This is a genomic window from uncultured Treponema sp. (assembly GCF_934725225.1).
GTDB lineage: Bacteria > Spirochaetota > Spirochaetia > Treponematales > Treponemataceae > Treponema_D.
Genome location: NZ_CAKVAM010000004.1, coordinates 223,561 through 244,016 on the forward strand (window position 1 = coordinate 223,561; position 20,456 = coordinate 244,016).

Consider the following 20,456-nt stretch of genomic DNA (forward strand, 5'->3'; position numbering starts at 1 on the left):
GTTTTATAGTTTATGTCATTACAATGCTATAACATTTAAATTACAATTCTCGTCAAAACTCGGCATTTGGGTGATATAAATCGGATTTTACGAACTCAGCGGCTTCTTAATTCTTCTGCTTTTCCGCCACTTCAAGTTCCTTTACAAGCTCAGAAAATTTCACTGTCGCAAGACTTTTTTCAAACGCTTTCTGCGCGTCGGCGAGGTGAGAGTCGAGAATCCTGTGAATATTTCCGCCAACAGGACACGCGGGATTCGGCTGCTCGTGAAAACCGAAAACGTTTTCCTCCAGGCTGCCCGAAGCCTTGTAAATGTCAAAAAGCGTGAACGACGACGGCTTCGCAATAATTTCCGCTCCACCAGTTCCGGCCGCAACCTTCACAAGGCCCGCTGCCTTGAGCGAAAGAAGTGTCCGCCTGATAATAACCGGATTTACGCCCGTGCTTCCCGCGATAAAATCCGAAGTGACTTTCCTTTCCCCGCCGAACCGATGGATGCACAACAAAGTGTGAACCGCCACCGTAAATTTGCTGCTTACTTTCATACGCCAACTTTAGCAGATTTTTGCTGTAACTTCAATTATTACAATATTAGGGAGGATGTCGATGTCCGGATTGCAGAATTCCGTCCTAATACGGAACTGCGACCGTCACCTGCGTTCCCGCCCCTTTTTCTGTATTAAAGCTGACTCCGCCGCCGAATCCTTCCGCGCGGGCCTGAACATTTTTCAGTCCGAAATGATTTTTCTTTTTGAGCGCGTTTTTCAAATCAAAGCCCTTTCCGTCATCAGAAACGATAATCTTGAAGCTTTTTTCATCAACGGTTCTGACCAGCACGCTTATGCTTTCTGCTTCCGAATGTTTTATTGCATTTGTTATAATTTCCTGCGTGATTCGGTAAATGTTCAGATTTTTGTCTTTCGGGAAAGTCTTAAAAGCCTTGTTGTTTTTGAGTTCATCCTGAATGCTAAGGACAATTTTCACGCCGCTCTGTTTCTGCAGGACATGGCACAGGGAAATCAGCGCCTCAAGAATTCCTTCGCTCAAATCGGACGGAGTAAGGGCATAGCAGACGCCGCGTACATCGGATGCGATTTTTCTGCAAAGGCTGACGGACTCCTCGTCTTCAAGGCGGAACTGGAGCACACCCAAATCCTGACAGACCGTATCATGAAGCTCGTTGGAAATGCGCTCGCGCTCGGCTTCCTGTGTTTTAATCATCCGGGCGGTAAAGGCAAGATTTTCCTTGCGGAGTTTTGACGACAAAAGATACATGACCGAAAACACAAGCGACGCGAGCACTGCAATAATGATTACAAAAATCAAAATCCTGTAGGAATAATAGACCTGCTCAAGCTGAAACCTTGCAAGATTTTTCTGGAGGATTTCCCAGCCGCAAACGTTTTCCGCAATTTTCTGCCTGTCGCCTTCATTGATTCCGCCCAGAATGTTTTCGTAGATGGCCTTTGCTTCCGGAAAATAATAAATCACGGTATCAGAAGGAGAGACCTTTTGCGCTTCGGCATAAAAGTCTTCAAGACGGTTTTCGAATTCACTTTCCTCCGCCGATTCACATTCCATCCACTTTTGAGTAAGCCCTTCCATCATAAGCGGTTCAGTCTGCTTCTGAGCCTTATGAGCAAAAGCCGAAAAACTGAATAGCGCAGACAGGATAAAAACCGTGATTTTTTTCATCTTTAGAGTATAACATATTTTTTATACAGCTGATATAATAAACCATGATTTTCAATTTTGATTCATCAAGCCGAAAGAGATTTGTATTTTTTGCTTTAAGCGTTCTTGCCGGCCTTTTAGATTACCTTATCTGCGACTTTGTGGCCTGGATAAACCATCTGCCTCTTTTTTGCGACACGGTTTTTATCATGGCGCTCAGTTTTCTTGCAGGGCCATGGTGGGGAGTGCTTGCCGGATTTTTCTACCATCTGATTGACTTTATTTTGAACAGGACGCTTGAACCCGGACATCTGTTTATGCTCTGCCATTTTCTTGCGGCTCTTACAGCAGGATATTTTAAAATCCTGTTCATCAAAAAGACTGACACGGGCCGCGCGATTTTTGTAAAACTGATTGTTCTCAGTATTGCGCTGTGCCTTGTCATGAGCATTTCGGGCGGAATCATAAGCTACGTTCTGAGTTTTGTGGAGGCGTACAACCAGGCAAGCAGCCAGACTGATTTTCTTACGTTTTTGTGGGAAAACAGCTTCCGTTCAAAGCTCCTGCTTATGATAGCCGTGCGCCTTCCTGTAAACTTTGCAGACAGGCTTATCTGCACATTCGCCGCCTGGGGCGTTTTCCGGGGCGGGGAAAGGATTCTGGCTGTTTCTGGAAAATCATAAATTTCCATACAAATCCTCCCTGCTGTGCAATCGGATATTTCATAATCAGCTTATCGCGGATTTCGCCGTCAATGGCACATCCTTTAAAAAGCGCTCTGCCATCATATAAAGCATATCAGCACATTCATAAAACATTGTGTCATTATTCTTGTCGTACTCTTCAAGTTCACTGATTGTATTTTGGTGGAATGAAGAGAGCGGGATTTATCAAACCAGGCAGATTGACGCTTAAAGAATCGGTAACTTTCTACAGATACTTCCCCAACTCGTAGCGGTTCTTCACGTTGAATTTGTCGAAAATTCGGGAGACGTAGTTTTCTACGGTGCGTTTGGAAATTCCAAGACGAGCGGCGATTATCTCGTTCGGAAGATGCTCGGAAATCAAGTCCAAAAGCTCGCGTTCTTTCTTGGTGAGGGAAACCATGATTGAGCTTACATACATCATGCCGGGGATTAAATCCTTTTGGATGTAGGTTCCGCCGCGTGCGACTGTCCGGACCGCGTCCAGGATTTCCGATTTGCCGGCATTTTTTGAGACAAATCCCTTGATTTTGTGCTCCATGGTCTTTACAACAAAGCCCGCGTTTGAAAATGAGGAATACATAAGGCAGTTCACACCGCTTCGGATAAGAAAGTCCGCCGCATCAAAGCCGCTTCCGTTTTCAAGCTTTATGTCAACCATTGCGACCGTCCGCCTTAGCTCTTCTGGAGATTTTGAGCCGATGAACGCTGCGGCCTCATCTTTTGTCTTGCAGAAATGGCAGATCCGGATGTCTTCAGTTTCCGAAAACACCTGCTCAAGTCCAAGGCTTATCATTTCATGGTCGTCAATACTGATTACGCTGATCATTCTCATATTTTATCTTAGAAAGACGCAAAAATATACAGAGAAAACTCACAGGAATAATCACAAGAACATCGTCATATAAACTGGAATGCTGAGAACATCCTTGTCCTTTCCCAAATCCTTTGTGTACGCAAGATATTTATTCAGAATACGGGACGAATATTTTTCGCAAAAGGCATCAAGCGAAGCGTGGGTCTTATAGCCCGATGATTTTATTTCTATCGGGCAAACCTTGTTCTTTCGCGCGAGAAGGAAATCAATTTCAAAATTGTGCCTTGACTTCTCATCAAGGAATGTGTAATAAAAAAGAGCGTTTCCGTTTGCCTTTAGAATCTGCGCGACAACATTTTCATAAAGGTACCCAAGATTCACAGAAAGCTTGCCGCTGAGCAGCTTTTCATAAATAATATTTTCCGTAAAATCCTTATCCATAAAAACCATGGTTGTAAAAAGTCCTGTATCGCAGACGAAAAGCTTGAAGTTTTCCAAATCCTTTGTCCGCGTAAGTCCTGCGTTCGGATCGTCTGATTTATAAGACACAAGAACGGTCTTGGAACTTTCCATTTCGGAGATAAGCTCAAGGACTGTCGAATTGCGCTGGTTTGCCAGGACCGAAGAAACCTGATACCGTGAGGCATTTTTTTCAAGCTGAGACGGAATTGATTTGAAAAGAAGCGCGGCCTTCCCGCTTGAATCAATCTTCATAAAGTCAGATTCATAAAGCCGAAGAATATCGCGTTTTTCTTCGTCAACAAGCCTCATATTGTTTGTTTCGATGTAAGTGCTCACAGCCTTTGGCATTCCGCCCACAAGCATATAAAGCCTGAAGTCGCGCATCATAGTACGATTCAAATCATCGCCAAGCGGCTGATATTTTTCAAAAGATTCCCGCAAAAGCTTTATAGCAACAGTGTCGCCCAAAGCCCATTTGAATTCTTCATAATCCATCGGGTACATCTGGACTGTGCGTTCCTCGCTTGGAATAAGAATGTCCTTTACATTTTTCCGAATCGAAATCAAGGAGCCGGTCTCCATATAATCATAGCGATGATCAGCAACAAGATGCTTTATTGCCTGCCGAGCCTTTGGACAAAACTGAACCTCGTCAAAAATGACAAGGCTTTTCCGCTCGTGAAGCTCTTTATGATAGATAAGCTGAAGCCGCATGAAAATATAATTCAAATCAGAAATGTCGTCAAAAATCTTGAAAACTTCCTGCGACGCTTTCGTAAAATCAATGAGAATATATGATTCGTATTCGTTTTTTGCGAATTCCTCGACAATGGTTGATTTGCCGATACGACGCGCGCCTTCAACAAGCAAAGCCGTTTTGCCGTCCGAGTTTTTTTTCCATTCCAAAAACTTATCGTAAATTTTGCGCTTAAATGTCATAAAACCTCAAAATCGTTAATTTCATAGTGTTATATTAACACAAAATCGTTGAATTTGTAAGCAAAATTTACCGCAAAATCGTTAAATTTACAGTTCAAAAAACCGCAAAATCCATAGAGAAAACTCACAGGAATAAAGTGAGTTTTTACTGACTACAAGAAAAAACTCTGACTGTATAATCTTGCCAGAATAAAGAGGTTTCGCCTCAAAAAGTCGGCGGACAATAAACGCGGAGGATATTTTATTATGAAAAGACTTTTTGTTGCGCTTGCAACATTGGCGCTCGCGGTTACTTTGATGAGCTGTGGCGGTGTAAAACTTGCTGACACGACTTGGAAAGGCTCTGATAATTATTGGAACTACACGCTTACATTCACAAAGGATGAAGTAACTTTTAATCAGACTGACAAAGACACACAGAATCCTGTAAAACCAACCGAAATGACTGAAAAATACACCGTAAAAGGCGACACAGTCTATATTATCAGCAGTTACAATGGAGAAAAAAATCCTTTCTGCACGATAAACGAAAACACCATTACCGTCACCGCTGATGGTCAGACCATTAAATTTGCAAAACAAGAGTAGAAAATGAAGAAAAAAATGAAATTAAGGAAGATTATTATAGCCATATTAACAGCCGCAACTTCACTTGCCGCATTTGCGCAGAACGCAGATTATAACGAGCTTCTTTCAAAAGGCAAGGATTATGAAAATAAAAAGCAGTTCGTATATGCGTTGGGAACTTATTATGATGCTGTCGCGGCAGAACCGACCGGGGATTCAAAAGAAGCTCAGGATGCTTTTAACGCCTTGTCGGATTCCATAAAGAACGGAAATCCCGGAATCGGTGAATTTGATGAATTTGAGATTTATGACAACTGGCTTGTTTTCTGCAAAGAATATGAGAAATATTGGACTGAATATAGCCCAAGAGCAATTATTTACGAACTGGAAAGAGACAGCATTGACCGGGCTACCAAAACTGGGAATTACAAAGTAAGTCTCAAATGGGAATGGTCAGCGAAATATAAAAGAATATCAGAAGCAGTCCTTGCCGGTCTTGAAAAATCATGGCAGGATGACTGGACTGGCATTCCTAAAAGATGGCCAAAAGAATCTGCATACATGGCGGAATTAAAAGGCACCAGACCAAAGAATTATACTCCAGGGGCTGATTTTGGAAGGTATTTTACTTCTGTGACAGATACATACTTAAAAAATGGGGCAGCTCTTTTTCAATCTTATAAGGGAGATTATTTTGATGAAAAAGATTTTGGAAAGTATCCGTATTATTCGATTATTCCTGCCGCATTTGTAGAAGGTGCTTATTCGATTGACAACTGGGGTAATCAACAAACAAAAAAAGGTTGCCTTATTGACCTGAAAGTAAAAATTTCAGATGAAAACGGAAAAACTCTTTATACAAGCAGCCGCATCTCAATGATGGGTGGTGATGAGAGTATATATGGCAGTGTGTATATTTTTAAAAATATAGATCAGGCAACCATGAAATTGATTGACAGCGGAAAGGCAAAACTTGAGCTTGACAGTGCTTTCCTTGAATACGGAAATCCACCCAAGTCATTGGTTTCATTCGAAGCGCCAGAAGACAGAACATGGCTGAAGACACTTCCGGAACTAAAGATTGACAATGCAAAATTCGTATGGGGAAAAGACAAAGATGCTTTCGATGCCGTTGCCGACAGTTTTGCGGGGGAAATTCTCAAAAAGACAATGGCAGAACTGATGGTTGATGTTGAAGGAGGGACTTTCCAAATGGGAGACAACGAAGATGAAGATGCAAGCCCTGTGCATTCTGTAACAGTTTCAAGTTTTAAGATGATGAAACATGAGGTTACTCAGAGTCTGTGGAAGCAAGTTACCAGAGAAAAAGAAGGTAGAGGTACTTACAAAGACGATACTATGCCGATAGTAAGAGTTAAGCTTAAACAAGTTATTGAATTCTGTAACAGACTTAGCGAGCTGAATGGTCTTGAACCGTGTTACTCAGAACTTGAGGGAGATATGAAAAATGTTAAATGTAACTTTAAAGCAAATGGCTATCGTCTTCCGACTGAAGCAGAATGGGAATATGCCGCCCGCGGAGGAAAAAACAACAGTCCTTTCAAATATAGCGGAAGTGACAATTGGCAAGAAGTAGCTGGTGAATCAAGTTATAAGCCTCATGAAGTTATGAAGTATAAACCTAATGCACTTGGAATATATGATATGTCTGGAAATGTAAGGGAAATGTGTTGGGATTTTGAAGGAAAATACTCCTCTAATGCCGTTTCAGATCCCGTAAACACTAAAACCGACGAGTATGATCCGAGTCGAATTTTAAGAGATAGAGCTTATGGCGAAAGCGAGCGTCCTTTTACATATCGAACAGCTTATGGTAGTGATTATGGAAATGACAAATATGGTTTCCGTATCGTTCAATCCGTAAGATAAATCAATTATGAGTGCAGGGATTTTCTCTGCACTCTTTTTTATAGGAGTAAACACTTATGAAAGAGGCGATAATCGGCGGAATCTTTGCGTTGCTTGGCTCTTTGGTCACATTTTTGGGGACTTATCTTTCAACCTTAAACACAAAAAAAGAAGAACGGACCAGAAGGCGGATAAAGAGCTACCTTGAAGAATTAAAGGGATTCTACAACCTTGAGCAGCTTTACATGAAAGCCGTCGCACAGTTGCGCGGAAAAATTCCGGAAAATCAGGAAAGTGCAAATCCGCTTGGAATTCAGAAAGAGTTCCGCAGGGCAAATGAAGAAGAATGTGGTATTATCCTTTCAATGACAGACCACAAGGCAGACAAACTGCTTGCCGATTTGGAATAAAAACAAAACCGAAAGTTCGCAAAATAAGCTTGTATTTTCTCATGCCTTGTATTCCGGCTCAGGCTCAGCGACACACAAATCCATGTCCGCCATCGCCTCCCTGAATGAATCATACCTTTTTGCCTTAATTTTTCCGCTGTTTATGTCCAGCGCTTCCTTGCAGGCTGCGAGCGTTTCGTCGTTGTATTCCTCTTCCGCCCTGATTTTAAAAGGAATCGTCCGCGTGCGGTTCACCGCCTTGATAAAAATATTGATTGCGGTGGAAATGTTCATTCCCATTTTTGCGCAGATTGAATTGAAAATCTCCTTGTCCTTTTGTTCCACATTTACCGTAATTGCCGCCATTTTTGTCCTCGATACACTGTAATTTATTAACAACACAACGTTTTATACATGTAATATAAGATGTTATTATTATAAATGCAAGTAAATTTGGCGTAAAAATTGAAATTTCATAGTTTTATCATTTTCGTGCTGGAGAGTCTCTTGGTATGCTTACACTTTTGTCATTGTCGGATTTGACCCGATAATCTCATGCACATAGCTGATTCCCTTGTCAAGCAAGGGAATGACGATATGGGAATACTGTTATCATTGTGGGTGATGCGGTACAAAACTGCGATATGTGATACAATTGTGGCGAGTTGCTCAAATCTTCAAAATCAAAGAAGGCAAAAAAATGTCAGTAGGAAAAATTTTTCAAAAAACATTCATCTGGTGCAAAAAGGAAATCGTCTTTTGCGTCACGTTTTTATTCGCGCTCATTTCAACGTTTTTTGTAAAGCCGGACGCAAAATATATTTCGTACATCGACTTCGGAACGCTTCTGACGCTTTTCTCGCTCATGGCGGTCGTTTCAGGCTGGAGGCGGACAGGGCTTTTCGCCACGCTTGGAAACATCGTCTGCCGCAAAATTCACGGTCAGCGAGGACTTTGCCTTACGCTTGTTATGCTCTGCTTTTTTACAAGCATGGTTATCACAAACGACGTCGCGCTCCTTACGTTTGTTCCGTTCGCGGTCGTCCTGCTTTCAAAAACGAGCGGTTTTCTTCCATTATATACAGTTGTTCTTCAGACTCTTGCGGCGAACCTCGGAAGCATGATTACGCCAATCGGAAATCCGCAGAACATTTTTCTGTTCTCAAAAATGCAGCTCGGCACAGTCCAGTTTATGAAAATCCTTTTTCCGTACACATTGCTTTCCCTTGCGCTTCTGATTCTTTCAGCTCTGATAATAAAAAACGAAAAAGTCCAGATTGAACAGCAGGAAAACGAAACCAGCAAATCAGGCTGCAAAGGAAAAAACATTTTATACACGGCGCTTTTTGCCTTGTGCCTTCTTTCGGTCGTGAATGTGATTCCAAAATGGGCGGCGGCAGTTCTTGTCGCGCTTTGCGTTCTTTTTTCCGACCGGAAGATTTTTTGCAATATAGATTTTATGCTTCTTCTGACATTCACGGCGTTTTTCATTTTCACAGGAAACATCGCACGGCTTGAAAGCGTGGACAGTTTTCTAAAGCGGATAACAGGAGGAAATGAATTTGCCGTAAGCCTTGCGTTCAGCCAGGTGATAAGCAATGTTCCCGCAACGCTTTTGCTGCATCCGTTCGCGCAGGACACAAAGGAGCTTCTGCTTGGCGTGGACATCGGCGGACTTGGAACACCGGTTGCATCCCTTGCAAGCCTCATAAGCCTGAAGCTCTACACGCAGGAAAAAGGCGGAACCGCAAAATTCCTTGCAGTCTTTACACTGATGAACATAATTTTTCTTGCCACCCTGTGTGCAATGAAGGTGTTTTTGCAGGGCTGATTGAAAGAAAAAAAGTGCCAAGCGGGAAAAGAATTTTAGCCTGCGCTTAGAGAATCTATAACGAAAATCTCACATAACTGTTTGACGTAAGCGTTTTTCTGTAGTATATTGAAATAAAGGAAATGCCCGATTTCCGTCGGTCGTCTCCACTAGTTTGGTACAAAGCCGTCCTAGCTTCGAAAACTTATGGGCGGCTTTACTTTTTAACTCTTCTTATTTTTAAGGTAAGAAAGGGTTGCGATAACTGCACTTGCAACAGCAGCGATGCAATTGACAATTGCCACTACTGCCAAAACAAGTTCTAAAGTCATACGCAAGTCCTCCCGGCTTTCAAGATTCCAGCAAGCTGGTTTGAGTTCGGGAGACGCCGCCTTAGAAATCAGGCACTTCCAATAAAACTATTATAGTACATTTTATTACTACTGTATATATGTAAAGTTTGAAAATACTGTCAGTTTTAGTAATAGCCGTGCGTAATCTACGATGTTTCTGAAAGAAACTCAATCAGCAATCTTTTTTCTATAAAAATCCTCAAAATTTCCCACTTTTTTCTTCATTTACCGTGATATTTTTCCCTCTGTGCGTTATAATAGAAAGAATAACAATTTATTCTATATTTTATGGAGAAAGCGATGAAAATTAACCACAAACCTCTTACCCCCCCCATGTAATTTTTGCACTATTTTTAACTTTTTCGCTGCTCACCGGCTGCATGACCGGAGATGACAGCAAACCGGCAGAATACAAGCTCTCGTTCAGTGCAAACGGCGGAACAGGCGAGATGGAGAGCATAACAAAAGAGGAGAACGAGAAAATAAATCTTCCTGCCGTAAAATTCTCCAGAACAGGCTTTGAGTTCTTGAACTGGAACACTGAGGCAGACGGAAGCGGCACAACATACGCAGACGGTGCGGAATTCTCATTCACCGCGGATGCAACACTCCATGCGCAGTGGAAAGAAATCAAAACGACACCTTCAAATCCGGAAACTCCCGAAAATCCGACCCAACCTGAGCAGCCACAAAATCCCGAAACTCCTTCAACGCCAAAAACAACTTACACCGTAACTTTTGACGCGAACGGCGGAAGCGGTACAATCGCAAATATTTCCGTGGAAGAAGGAAGCGAAATCACACTTCCGGAAAACACATTCACAAAAAACAGCTACATCTTTGCAGGTTGGGCGACATCTGCCGACGGAGACGTTTCATACTCCGACAAGACAAAAATCACCGTAACCGGCAACACTACACTTTACGCAAAATGGACTGCAATCACTTACACAATCACCTACGAACCAAACGGCGGAAAAAACGCGGACGGAAATCCTTCAAGCTATACTTCCGAAACCGAGACAATAACGCTCCTTGCTCCGTCAAGAGAATATTTTGATTTTGGCGGCTGGTACACAGACAGCGAATTCTCGGATTCAAGCAGAAAAACCGAAATCGTAAAAGGCTCGACTGGCGACATTATCTTGTATGCAAAGTGGACGGTTTCGGCGGAAAATGCAGTCAACGCAATAAACAGACTTCCTGCCGGCGAGCACAAGATTTCGGTTACAGGCGAAATGACAAAAGACAATCTGAAAGGCGTAATAGAGGCAATCAAAGGCAATTTAAACGGTGCAAAAGTCTATCTTGACCTTGGCGGAATAACAATAGATTTTTATGATTGGATAAAATGTTCATTTGCGGACTGTGAGAATCTTACCGGCATAGTGATTCCGTCAATCGAACCGCCGGATACCGAATATCAATATGAATTGCTTGTAGCAGATGTGTTCAAAGATTGCAAGAACCTTAAAACCGTCATCATTTTAAACAGTTCAGATTATAAGATAGGATACACTGCATTTAAAGACTGCTCATCTCTTGAATACGTAGAGATTCCTGCAAGTATCATTTCTATAAAAAGCGACGCGTTTGACGGCTGCACGGCTCTTGAGACAATCACATATAAAGGTACAGTCGAGCAATGGAAGCAGGTCAAAACTGATTATAAGGATTCAAAATACAAACTCATGTCCTTGAATGTCCAGTGCGAAAACGGCACGTCAAGCGGTTCTGATTTAACTCTATAAATATATAGAAGAATAAGAAAAAATTGCAGCTCATTTGGACGTAGACTCAATAATCCGTATGCGGAGATTCCCTTGTCAAGCAAGGGAATGACGAAATGCCGTGTCATTGTCAGACTTGATGCGCGATGTTTGCGAAGCGAACTCGGTCAGCAATCTCAAAAACACACAAATTTCCTTATTACTCAATTCAATTTTCCTCTAATAAATCCATTCAAAGGTTCCTCATCTTTTTTTTTGTTGTAACTATTGACATTACAACAAATCTGGATTATATTCTTCTTGTAACTAAAAAAGTTACAACGTGCACGCAAAAAATTATTCGAGGTGAATTATGAACACAACAAAAAATCTTTCAGCAGGAACTGTAACGGTTTATGACTTTGGAAAAATCAGGCTTCACGCTTACGACACAAAAGACGCTCTTTGCGACGCGGCTTTTATTGTCGAGGGCGAAAACGCGCTTGTGGGGATCGAGCTTCCGGCGTTCACGGAAAATCTTGACGCCTGGAAGGAATACGTTGCTTCGCTTAAAAAGCCCATGAACGACATTATCATCAGCGACCATCCGGCCGGCGCGGACTACATCAAAGGAATGAACGTTTGGGGAACTGAGAACGCGAAAAAATCCGTGAGCGGCGGAACTGCATTCGGAATCACGCAGGGACTTTTGAAGGCGTTCGGACCTGCTTTCCGCGGAAACTTTATGGCTTCAATCAAAAACATTCTGCACGAGGGAAAAAACACAATCGCCGGAATCGACTTTGTGATTTACGACCGAGGCTCTTCTTTCGACGTTGAAATTCCGGACGCAAATGCGATTTACACCCACATGCTCGGAAAGTACGTCCATTCGATTATCGGTTCGGACGCGCACGCCGCCGCAATGATTGAAATTCTTGAGTCGTACCAGAAAGCCGGCTACAAGTACATTCTTTCAAGCCACGCGAACGTCGAGGAGCAGGACGCGGTAACGGAAAAAATCGCCTACGTGAAAAAGCTCCGCGAGCTTGCCGCACAGTGCAAAAACCGCGAAGAATTTATTTCCGCCGCAGAAAAAGCGTTCCCGAACTACGCTGGAAAAAACTACCTTGAGATGACGGCAGGGAATTTGTTTGGGGAGTAAGCAATGTATTAAGAAATACAGTGTTGTTTGACGAAAGCATTTTTCTGTAGCATATTGGAATAAAGGAAATGCCCGATTTCTGTCGGTCGTCTCCACTGTATTGACGAAAAGCCGCCTCTAGTGGTCAGACTGGGCGGCTTTACTTTTTAACTCTATCCTTAAAAAATCATTTTTTTCCTATATACAACTGCCAAATATGATATAATTTGAAAATCTTCGTGATAAACTGGAACAGTAAAATGGATTTTTTTGCGAAAAGATTTGACGAGTTGAACACAACAGAGCTTTATGAACTTCTCAAGGCGCGGTCCGAGATTTTTGTGATGGAGCAGAATATTCATTATCAGGATATGGACGACATTGATTACAAAAGTCTGCATTGTTTTTTGGCTGACGGCGGAAAGGTTTGCGCATATCTTAGGGCTTTTTATGCGGATGAAAGTTGTGGCATTGTGAAGATTGGCAGGGTTTTGACTTTGCAGCACGGAAACGGCATTGGTCGTGAGCTGATGGAAAACAGCATTCATGCGATACGGCAAAAGATGAACTTCAAAAAAATCTATTTGGACGCACAGAAACACGCCGTTGGTTTTTATAAAAAATTCAGGTTCAAGGAAGTTTCCAGCGATTTTTTGGAAGAAGGAATTGTCCACGTGGAGATGGAGATAGAACTTTGAGACAGACTTACCGCCAAGATTATAATGTCGAACTCAATAATGACACAATGTTTTACTGTCATTGCCCTGCCTTGACACCTATCGCCCGGTAGGATATATTTCACATAATATTTTTTATAAACAACAAAACATGAGATAAAAAACTTTCGGAAAGAAAAATGCTAATCAGAAAAGCTGAAAATAAAGATTTGTCCCGGGTCGCAGAGATTTTCGTTTTCAACAACCGGATTAATTATTTTCCGATTTTCAAGGACGCATCCTATTCCTTTGGAACGATGCAGGTTGTTTCGGCAGTCGATAATTACTTCGGAAAAGAAGAGACGTTAGACAATCTGTTTGTGGCGGAAGATGGCGGCATCATAAAGGGGTTCATCGAAATCCGGAAAACTGAAATTGCAAAACTTTACGTTGAGCCGTTTTTTCAGAACTGCGGAACAGGCGGAGAACTGATTGAATTTGCACTTCAGAATTTTCAGGCGGATTTTCTGTGGGCGTTGGAAAAAAACACAAGGGCGATTTTGTTTTACAGGCGGCACGGATTTTTCCCGACCGGCGCAAGAAAACACGAGGAAGGCACGGCGGAATATATTGTTGAACTGCGGCGGAAATAGTCGTGATTTTATTGTCATTGCTCGGCGTAACCAGACAATCCCCACATATAAGATTGCTGACCGAGTTTGCTTCACAAACGTCGCGTATCAAGTACGACAATGACAGTCCACTTTATTGTCATTCCCGCACTTGATGCGGGAATCTATCACACTGTTTACAAGTAGTAGATTATCGGGTCAAGCCCGATAATGACAGAGAAAGGAAGCCCATGATGACAAAACACAATGTCATTCTTGTGCTTGATTTTTATTGTAATTAACTTGCGTGCTCTAATGTCATTCCTGTGCCACGACACAGGAATCTCTGGTTGCCGTTTGTGCAAGGTATGGCTGGTGGTGATGCGGAAAATTCTGCCTTATAATTTTTGAACCGGCTCATGCGGTCAGTTTTTTTTGTTGCCGCGCCGGAATTTTTCAGATGTACTGGAGGTGCAGATATGTCTTTGGCAAAAAAAATCGCGTGTTTGAGAAAGAGGAATCTTATGTCGCAGGAGAAGCTTTCTGAGCGGCTGGGCGTTTCACGTCAGGCTGTGTCCAAGTGGGAGGCATCTGAATCCGTGCCCGACATCGCAAACCTTGTGCAGCTTTCAGCTCTCTTCGGTGTTTCGGTGGATTTTATGGTGAAGGACGGCTGCGGAACGGCGGAAACTGAAATGATGGGTAGAACGACTTTTTCTGATTCCGCAGAAACAAGGGAATTTCTGTGCCGGGCAAAGCGCGCAACCTACGCCGGAAAAGGAAGCGAGATTCAGCCGTGCCGAAAGAATTCACACGACCTTTTTTATTCGGAGGACTTGGGTGCGGAGTTCGGAACTCTTGAATATTACGACACGTACTTAGGCGGAAAGAATTTTTCAGGTGAGGAAGCTCTGTGGAAGGACGGAATTCCGTTCTGGGCTATGAACTACTGCGGACGTGTGCTCGACGAGTCGTTTTCAGGTGACTTTCTTAAAAGCGCGCTCAAGGCGGTTGAGCCTAAGCTGCCTTTCCGCGGACCGGAATTTTTTCGCGACGGAGACAGGACATACGTCTGCAAGGTTTGCGGCGAATTTGAATGGTTCAGCGGAAACGAGGCGATTTTCCACGGAGCAAGGAAAGTGTATGAATGTGTTTTCCACGGCGGAATCGTAAGATAGCTTAGGGATTGGAGTGGCACGCCGAAGACGTGTTCCGAAGCGAAGCGGAGGAATGGAGGCGAAAGCCGTAACCACGCAAAGCCCGGCCTGCCGCAAGGCAGGGAAGCCCCGGAAAAATAAAAAAATTGGAGGAAAAAATGAACGAACCTTTACTTCTTACACCGCAGCTTGTTCAAAAGGATTTGGATGCGCTCGGAAAATACAAGACATGCGACGTTGACCGCTTGATTCGCGGCTATGTAAAGAAAAATTCGGACGCTTCCCTGCTCCGTCCTCACGTTTTGGCTCAGCAGCAGTTCCACAGGATTTATTTTTACGTGAGCCTTGAGCAGATAAAGGACGTGAACGCGCGGATGGCATTTATCCACGGAAACCTGCTTTTTTCGGACTGGTGGCACACGGACGAGCTGATTGGGTTTGTTGCGGATTTGGACTTTGAGGCGGCCATGAAATACGCGGCGGAATACGTAAAATCTGAAGAGCCTTTTGTGCGCCGCTGGGGATACGTGCTTTTTATCTCTCGTTTGGGACGAGGACACGCGGAAAGTCTTTTGCCGCTGATGAAAAATGACGGCCACTACTACGTTCAGATGGGCGAAGCCTGGCTGATTGCAGAGCTTGCCGTAACCGAGCCGGAAAACGTGTATGAATGGATGAGGACTTGCGGACTTGACTACAAAATCTGCGGAAAGGCGGTTCAGAAAATCTGCGACTCATTCCGCATTTCACAGGACTGGAAAGAAAAGTTCAAGGCTCTGCGGGCGGGATTGAAAGAAAAGTGAACGTATTTTTGTGTTATGAAATAATTTCACGGTGCGCCCAACGTGATTTTCTGTTTATGAAATTTCTGCATTGCTTGGCAAAACGTGTTTTTACGTTATAAAATAATTTCACGGTGCGCCCAACACACTTTTAGCTCATTCGAAAACTTTCACGTGCTGCCCAATGCATTTTCAACTTATGCGAAAATCTTTACGGCAGGAACTGACGTAATTTCTAGTCATGCGAAAATTTTCACGCACTGCCCAACGCATTTTCTGTTTATGCGGAATTTTTTACGACTCGAACTGACATATTTTCTAGTCATGCGAATTTTTCTTGCACTGCCCCATATAAGTGCTATGGAAATTTTATTGCAAACTGTGTATAGTGGTTTTATGCAAAGCGCAGCGCATCCTTTTGTAAAATGGGCGGGCGGAAAAACTCAGCTCTTGCCGGAAATCAGAAAACATTATCCTCAAGAAATCAAAAAATACTGCGAGCCGTTTGTGGGCGGCGGTGCGGTTTTGTTCGATGTGCTTCAAAAATGCCAGCCGGAAGAAGTTCTCTTTTTATAAAAAATTTAACTGCAATGGAAAAATATTAAATATGATAAAAAGTAATGAACATAAATTTACAAAACAACAAATTCAAGAATTGCTTGAAGATTGTCTCAATAAAACCCTTGGTGAAATTGATAAAAATAATGTTTTTGGCAGAACAAAGAAAAATCCAAAAATTACAGGCATTGCAGGAGATGTAATCGAGCAATCTGTTTTCGGATATGCTGCGAACAGTGATGCTGCACCAGACTTGAACATAGACGGCATTCTTACTGAACTAAAAACAACAGGAATTCGTCTTTCTAAAAAGAATCCGAAAGAATATGAAGCAAAAGAGCCGATGTCTATAACAGCGGTGTCTCCAAATACCATAACTGGTGAAGAATTTCCAAGTTCAAGATTTTGGCATAAATTAGCACATTTGCTGCTGGTTTATTATCTTTATGCTTCTGATAAAACAGTTTTAGCTTCTGAATATGCAAATTTCTTTGTAAAAGGTTATCAATTTCTTGACTTTTCAGAAGAAGATAAAAGTGTTCTAGAACAAGATTGGCTGATTGTCCGTAATTTTATTCGTTCATTGAACAATGATGAATCGCGTTATCCTGAAATTTCACATCTGCGTGACAAACTTCTTTTTATCGACACTGCTCCAAAATGGCCGCATCCTCCAAGATTTAGATTGAAAAGGACTGTTGTTTCAAATATCGTTCAGAAACATTTTAACGGATCTCTTGAGCAGCTTCCAAAATCTTACAATACATTTTCAGAAATAGAAACCAAATGCCATGAAATAACATCTAAATACAAAAATAAGACAGTGGCTGAATTGATGACAGAATTTTCAATTGCTGGAAAAATTGATAAAGCCATAGGAGAAAGACTTGTTGTCAGAATGTTTGGCGGAACTTCTAAAAAAATGCATGATATTGAGCTTTTTAATAAAATCGGATTATTGGGAAAAACTATAGTTCTTACAGAAAAAGGCAGAAGAACAGAAGATATGAAACTGTTTAGAATTAACTTTGATGAAATTGCAAATATTGATGAAGCATTTGATAATTCTGACTTTTTTGATTATTTTGCTGAAAACCAGATATTGTGTATTATTTTTGAAGAGCATGACAACAAAGATTTTGGTAAGAATACTTTTTTAGGATTTAAGAGACTTTCTTTTTCAGACGAGTTTATAGATTTAAATGTAAAATCTGTTTGGGAGAGAATTAGAGAACTTGTAATATATAAAGAATTAAAAGATATGCCAATATTGGATTCAAAAGGAAATCAAAGAATAAATAAAACCGGAGTTCCGCAGTCTGCCCCGAATTTTCCAAAGTCATCAGAAGGTTTGATTTTTGTAAGAGGAGACAGTTCAGATTCTACAAAAAAACCTGAGCATGTAAATGGAATAAGTATGTACAGACAGTATATTTGGATAAAAGGTTCTTACTTGTCTCAAAAAATGGATGAGAAGGACTTTATTTAAGTTTTGCCGCAATTTTTATTCTTGATCGAATTTCTAAATTTTAGTATACTGTGGAAATGAGAATGGAAAAAACTGTTTGTGAATTGTTTGCCGGAGTGGGCGGCTTCAGGTGCGGGCTTAATTCTATAAAGGACAAAGACTTTTCTTTATCATCGGAAACATGGAAAACAGTGTGGTTTAATCAATGGGAGCCAGGTAAGAAAACTCAATGGGCTTATGATTGTTACGTAAAACATTTTGGAACATCTTTAGATTTAAATGGAAACGATACGACAAACGTTGATATTTCTATAGTCGATAAAAATGCTATTCCTAACCATAACTTATTGGTTGGCGGATTTCCTTGTCAGGATTACTCAGTCGCACGAAGTCTTAATGGTGAAAAAGGGATCGAAGGCAAAAAAGGTGTTCTTTGGTGGTCTATCTGGGATATTTTGAAAATAAAAAGACCGCCTTTTGTTCTTCTGGAAAATGTTGACAGACTCTTGCTTTCTCCCTCAAAACAACGTGGGCGTGATTTTGGCATTATACTTTCCTGTTTTTATAATGAAGGTTATTTTGTTGAATGGAGAGTTGTAAACGCCGCAGAATATGGCGAAGTTCAAAGGCGAAGAAGAACCTTCATATTCGCTTACAAAAAAGACACAAATTTTGCAAAATCATTAAATCTTGAAAATAATAATTCTTTAATATCTGAGGTTTTAGAGAAGAAAAGTTTTTTTGCAAAATGTTTTCCGATTGAAAAACTTGATGTATTCTCCATTAGAAAGACAACAATTTCAGGCGATATAGCGGATATTTCTGATAATTTTTCTTTTGACTTTGCAAATTCTGGGATAATGTTTGATGGTTCTGTTTATACTGCAAAAACTTATCCAATTATTACAAAGGCAAGAACTATAGGGGAAATCTTAGAAAACAAAAAGGTTGCTGAAAAATACTTTATTTCAAATAATAAATTGTACTTTACAAATCCTGACAGTACGCATAGTGATGAAACAAAAACTGAATTATCTTCAGAAGCTAAAAAAACTTGGCAATATATAAAGGGAGCGAAAAGAAAATACAGAACCGCCAGCAATGGACACAAATATATTTATTCCGAGGGAGCTATCCCGATGGTTGATGAATGGAATAAGCCTGCACGCACGATGCTTACGAGCGAAGGAAGTTTTAACCGAAGCACTCATATAGTTAGGGATTTATTAAATAGTGAAATAAGGATTCTTACGCCAAAAGAAACTGAACGGATTCAAGGATTTCCTGATGATTGGACTGCGACTGGAATGCCTGAAAAATTCAGGTATTTTTGCATGGGAAATGCGTTGGTAGTTCCTTTGGTTTCAAGAATGGAAAAGATATTGGATAAAATATTTTCTGAAGAATAAACAATTCTGAATCTTAACTTCTTGATAAACTTTAAAATTCGATCAATATTTTGGTATGAGCGAATATACAATTGAAATAAAAGAGATTTTGTCGGAGTTAGTAAAAGTTGAGGCAAATTCTTTTGAAGAGGCTTTATCGAAAGTAGAAGAAAAATACTATAGCAGCAAAATTGTTTTAGATTATAGTTCTTTTGACTGCGTTGATTTTTCTGAAATTACTGATTTTGAAAATCATAAAGAAATTCATAATTTGAATGATTATGAAGAATGAAAAATACGCTAGGAATTGCCTATCCGCGGAATCAGTGAGATTCACGAGGACGAGCCGTATTTTGGCGTGGACTTGCCGTTTTGATTTTCTAATTTTCCGGCACATATTTTGCCTCTCAAAACAAAAAATCAGTGTATAATAGAAAAATGAACACTTTGAAAATCGCCCTTTTGCAGATAATGCCGGGCAATAATATTGAAGAAAACAAACGGATTGGCGAGGAGGCTTGCCGGAAAGCGAAACTTCTGGACGCAGACATCGCGCTTTTTCCTGAGATGTGGAGCTGCGGCTACAGTTTTCCGGAAAATCCGGCGGAGCTTGAAGAGCTTGCGGTAAGCGCGGACGGCGAATTTGTTTCGTTCTTCGGAAATCTTGCCGCGGAGCTTGAGATGGCGGTGGGAATCACTTTTTTGGAAAAGCACAGCCCTCAGCCGCGGAACACGCTCCGTCTTTTTGACCGGCACGGAAAATCCGTCCTCACTTACGCTAAAGTCCACACCTGCGACTTTGGCGATGAAAAAGTTCTTTGCGCCGGTGATGACTTTTACGTGTGCGAGCTTGACATAAAAAACGGCGTTGTGAAAACCGGCGCGATGATTTGCTATGACCGCGAATTCCCGGAAAGCGCGCGGATTTTGATGCTCAAAGGCGCGGAAGTGATTCTTGTTCCGAACGCCTGCCCCATGGAAATCAACCGTCTTTCCCAGCTGCGCGCAAGAGCCTACGAAAATATGTGCGCCATTGCGACCGCGAACTACCCCGGCGGAAAACCCGACTGCAACGGACATTCCTCCGCATTCGACGGAATCGCATATCGCCCCAAGGATTCAGGTTCACGCGACATGCTCGTTGTTGAAGCCGGCGAAAACGAAGGAATCTACATCGCTAACATCGACCTTGACGAGCTGCGGGACTACAGAAGCCGCGAAGTTCACGGAAACGCCTACCGCCACCCGAAAAAGTATTCACTCCTCACAAAAGAAGAAATCCGCGAGCCGTTTATCAGAGGGGATTATAGGAAGTAGAAAAGGCTGATTTGTCTTTGTCATTTTCCTCCCTTGACAACCTATCTTTCGGTAGGATATATTTCCAGTGATATTTTTTAAAA

Annotated in this window: 21 protein-coding genes; 16 read left to right on the plus strand and 5 right to left on the minus strand. The window is 41.7% G+C overall.

Annotation, left to right across the window (positions count from 1 at the left end; all coding sequences use genetic code 11):
• Window positions 1-106 precede the first annotated feature (106 nt).
• Window positions 107-544 (minus strand): Rrf2 family transcriptional regulator, encoded by a 438-nt coding sequence (locus Q0H92_RS07855; protein WP_296013640.1) that lies wholly within the window; start codon window positions 542-544, stop codon window positions 107-109.
• 85 nt (window positions 545-629) lie between these two features.
• Window positions 630-1,694: a sensor histidine kinase gene (locus Q0H92_RS07860; RefSeq protein WP_296013641.1), complete on the minus strand. Its 1,065-nt coding sequence runs from the start codon at window positions 1,692-1,694 to the stop codon at window positions 630-632.
• 44 nt (window positions 1,695-1,738) lie between these two features.
• Between Q0H92_RS07860 and Q0H92_RS07865 the strand changes: the two genes are divergently transcribed.
• Complete coding sequence (locus tag Q0H92_RS07865) at window positions 1,739-2,356, plus strand: ECF transporter S component (protein WP_296013643.1); 618 nt, start codon at window positions 1,739-1,741, stop codon at window positions 2,354-2,356.
• A 247-nt stretch (window positions 2,357-2,603) separates the two neighbouring features.
• On the opposite strand, the gene Q0H92_RS07870 is transcribed toward Q0H92_RS07865, so the two are convergent.
• Together Q0H92_RS07870 and Q0H92_RS07875 are read right to left on the minus strand one after the other, a co-directional pair.
• On the minus strand, window positions 2,604-3,206 hold the full coding sequence (locus tag Q0H92_RS07870; protein ID WP_296013644.1) for a response regulator transcription factor: 603 nt from the start codon (window positions 3,204-3,206) through the stop codon (window positions 2,604-2,606).
• 57 nt (window positions 3,207-3,263) lie between these two features.
• Window positions 3,264-4,595, minus strand: coding sequence for an AAA family ATPase (locus Q0H92_RS07875; RefSeq protein WP_296013647.1), 1,332 nt, complete (start codon window positions 4,593-4,595; stop codon window positions 3,264-3,266).
• A 246-nt stretch (window positions 4,596-4,841) separates the two neighbouring features.
• Here Q0H92_RS07875 and Q0H92_RS07880 point away from each other — a divergent pair, with 246 nt between their 5' ends.
• The 3 genes from Q0H92_RS07880 to Q0H92_RS07890 are packed head-to-tail and all read left to right on the plus strand — an operon-like array spanning window position 4,842 to window position 7,441.
• The gene (locus Q0H92_RS07880) at window positions 4,842-5,183 is read left to right on the plus strand and encodes a hypothetical protein (protein ID WP_296013648.1); all 342 of its coding nucleotides are present in this window, start codon (window positions 4,842-4,844) and stop codon (window positions 5,181-5,183) included.
• A gap of 3 nt (window positions 5,184-5,186) precedes the next feature.
• The gene (locus Q0H92_RS07885; protein WP_296013649.1) at window positions 5,187-7,052 is read left to right on the plus strand and encodes an SUMF1/EgtB/PvdO family nonheme iron enzyme; all 1,866 of its coding nucleotides are present in this window, start codon (window positions 5,187-5,189) and stop codon (window positions 7,050-7,052) included.
• Between the two features lie 56 nt (window positions 7,053-7,108).
• Entirely contained in the window at window positions 7,109-7,441 is a 333-nt protein-coding gene (locus Q0H92_RS07890) for a hypothetical protein (RefSeq protein ID WP_276779482.1), read from the plus strand.
• Between the two features lie 39 nt (window positions 7,442-7,480).
• Here the strand turns inward: Q0H92_RS07890 and Q0H92_RS07895 are convergent, their stop codons facing one another.
• Complete coding sequence (locus Q0H92_RS07895) at window positions 7,481-7,786, minus strand: type II toxin-antitoxin system RelB/DinJ family antitoxin (protein WP_296013650.1); 306 nt, start codon at window positions 7,784-7,786, stop codon at window positions 7,481-7,483.
• A gap of 334 nt (window positions 7,787-8,120) precedes the next feature.
• On the opposite strand from Q0H92_RS07895, the gene Q0H92_RS07900 reads away from it, so the two are divergent.
• From Q0H92_RS07900 to Q0H92_RS07955, 12 genes are all read left to right on the plus strand, one after another.
• On the plus strand, window positions 8,121-9,251 hold the full coding sequence (locus Q0H92_RS07900) for an SLC13 family permease (RefSeq protein WP_296013651.1): 1,131 nt from the start codon (window positions 8,121-8,123) through the stop codon (window positions 9,249-9,251).
• Between the two features lie 712 nt (window positions 9,252-9,963).
• On the plus strand, window positions 9,964-11,334 hold the full coding sequence (locus tag Q0H92_RS07905; RefSeq protein WP_296013652.1) for an InlB B-repeat-containing protein: 1,371 nt from the start codon (window positions 9,964-9,966) through the stop codon (window positions 11,332-11,334).
• 331 nt (window positions 11,335-11,665) lie between these two features.
• Window positions 11,666-12,457 (plus strand): hypothetical protein, encoded by a 792-nt coding sequence (locus tag Q0H92_RS07910; RefSeq protein ID WP_296013653.1) that lies wholly within the window; start codon window positions 11,666-11,668, stop codon window positions 12,455-12,457.
• Between the two features lie 239 nt (window positions 12,458-12,696).
• The gene (locus Q0H92_RS07915; RefSeq protein WP_296013654.1) at window positions 12,697-13,134 is read left to right on the plus strand and encodes a GNAT family N-acetyltransferase; all 438 of its coding nucleotides are present in this window, start codon (window positions 12,697-12,699) and stop codon (window positions 13,132-13,134) included.
• Window positions 13,135-13,292: 158 nt separating this feature from the next.
• A complete protein-coding gene (locus tag Q0H92_RS07920) occupies window positions 13,293-13,745 on the plus strand; it encodes a GNAT family N-acetyltransferase (protein ID WP_296013655.1) in 453 nt (150 codons plus the stop codon).
• Between the two features lie 437 nt (window positions 13,746-14,182).
• A complete protein-coding gene (locus tag Q0H92_RS07925) occupies window positions 14,183-14,881 on the plus strand; it encodes a DUF5680 domain-containing protein (RefSeq protein ID WP_296013656.1) in 699 nt (232 codons plus the stop codon).
• A gap of 137 nt (window positions 14,882-15,018) precedes the next feature.
• Window positions 15,019-15,663 carry a DNA alkylation repair protein gene (locus tag Q0H92_RS07930; RefSeq protein ID WP_296013657.1) on the plus strand — a complete coding sequence of 215 codons (645 nt, stop codon included), beginning with the start codon at window positions 15,019-15,021 and terminating at the stop codon, window positions 15,661-15,663.
• A 375-nt stretch (window positions 15,664-16,038) separates the two neighbouring features.
• Window positions 16,039-16,218 (plus strand): DNA adenine methylase, encoded by a 180-nt coding sequence (locus Q0H92_RS07935; protein WP_296013658.1) that lies wholly within the window; start codon window positions 16,039-16,041, stop codon window positions 16,216-16,218.
• Window positions 16,219-16,249: 31 nt separating this feature from the next.
• Window positions 16,250-17,689, plus strand: coding sequence for a MutH/Sau3AI family endonuclease (locus Q0H92_RS07940; RefSeq protein ID WP_296013659.1), 1,440 nt, complete (start codon window positions 16,250-16,252; stop codon window positions 17,687-17,689).
• A 62-nt stretch (window positions 17,690-17,751) separates the two neighbouring features.
• Complete coding sequence (gene dcm / locus Q0H92_RS07945; RefSeq protein WP_296013661.1) at window positions 17,752-19,077, plus strand: DNA (cytosine-5-)-methyltransferase; 1,326 nt, start codon at window positions 17,752-17,754, stop codon at window positions 19,075-19,077.
• A gap of 55 nt (window positions 19,078-19,132) precedes the next feature.
• A complete protein-coding gene (locus Q0H92_RS07950; protein ID WP_296013663.1) occupies window positions 19,133-19,348 on the plus strand; it encodes a DpnD/PcfM family protein in 216 nt (71 codons plus the stop codon).
• Window positions 19,349-19,494: 146 nt separating this feature from the next.
• Complete coding sequence (locus Q0H92_RS07955; RefSeq protein WP_296013664.1) at window positions 19,495-20,373, plus strand: carbon-nitrogen hydrolase family protein; 879 nt, start codon at window positions 19,495-19,497, stop codon at window positions 20,371-20,373.
• The last annotated feature ends 83 nt before the right edge of the window (window positions 20,374-20,456 follow it).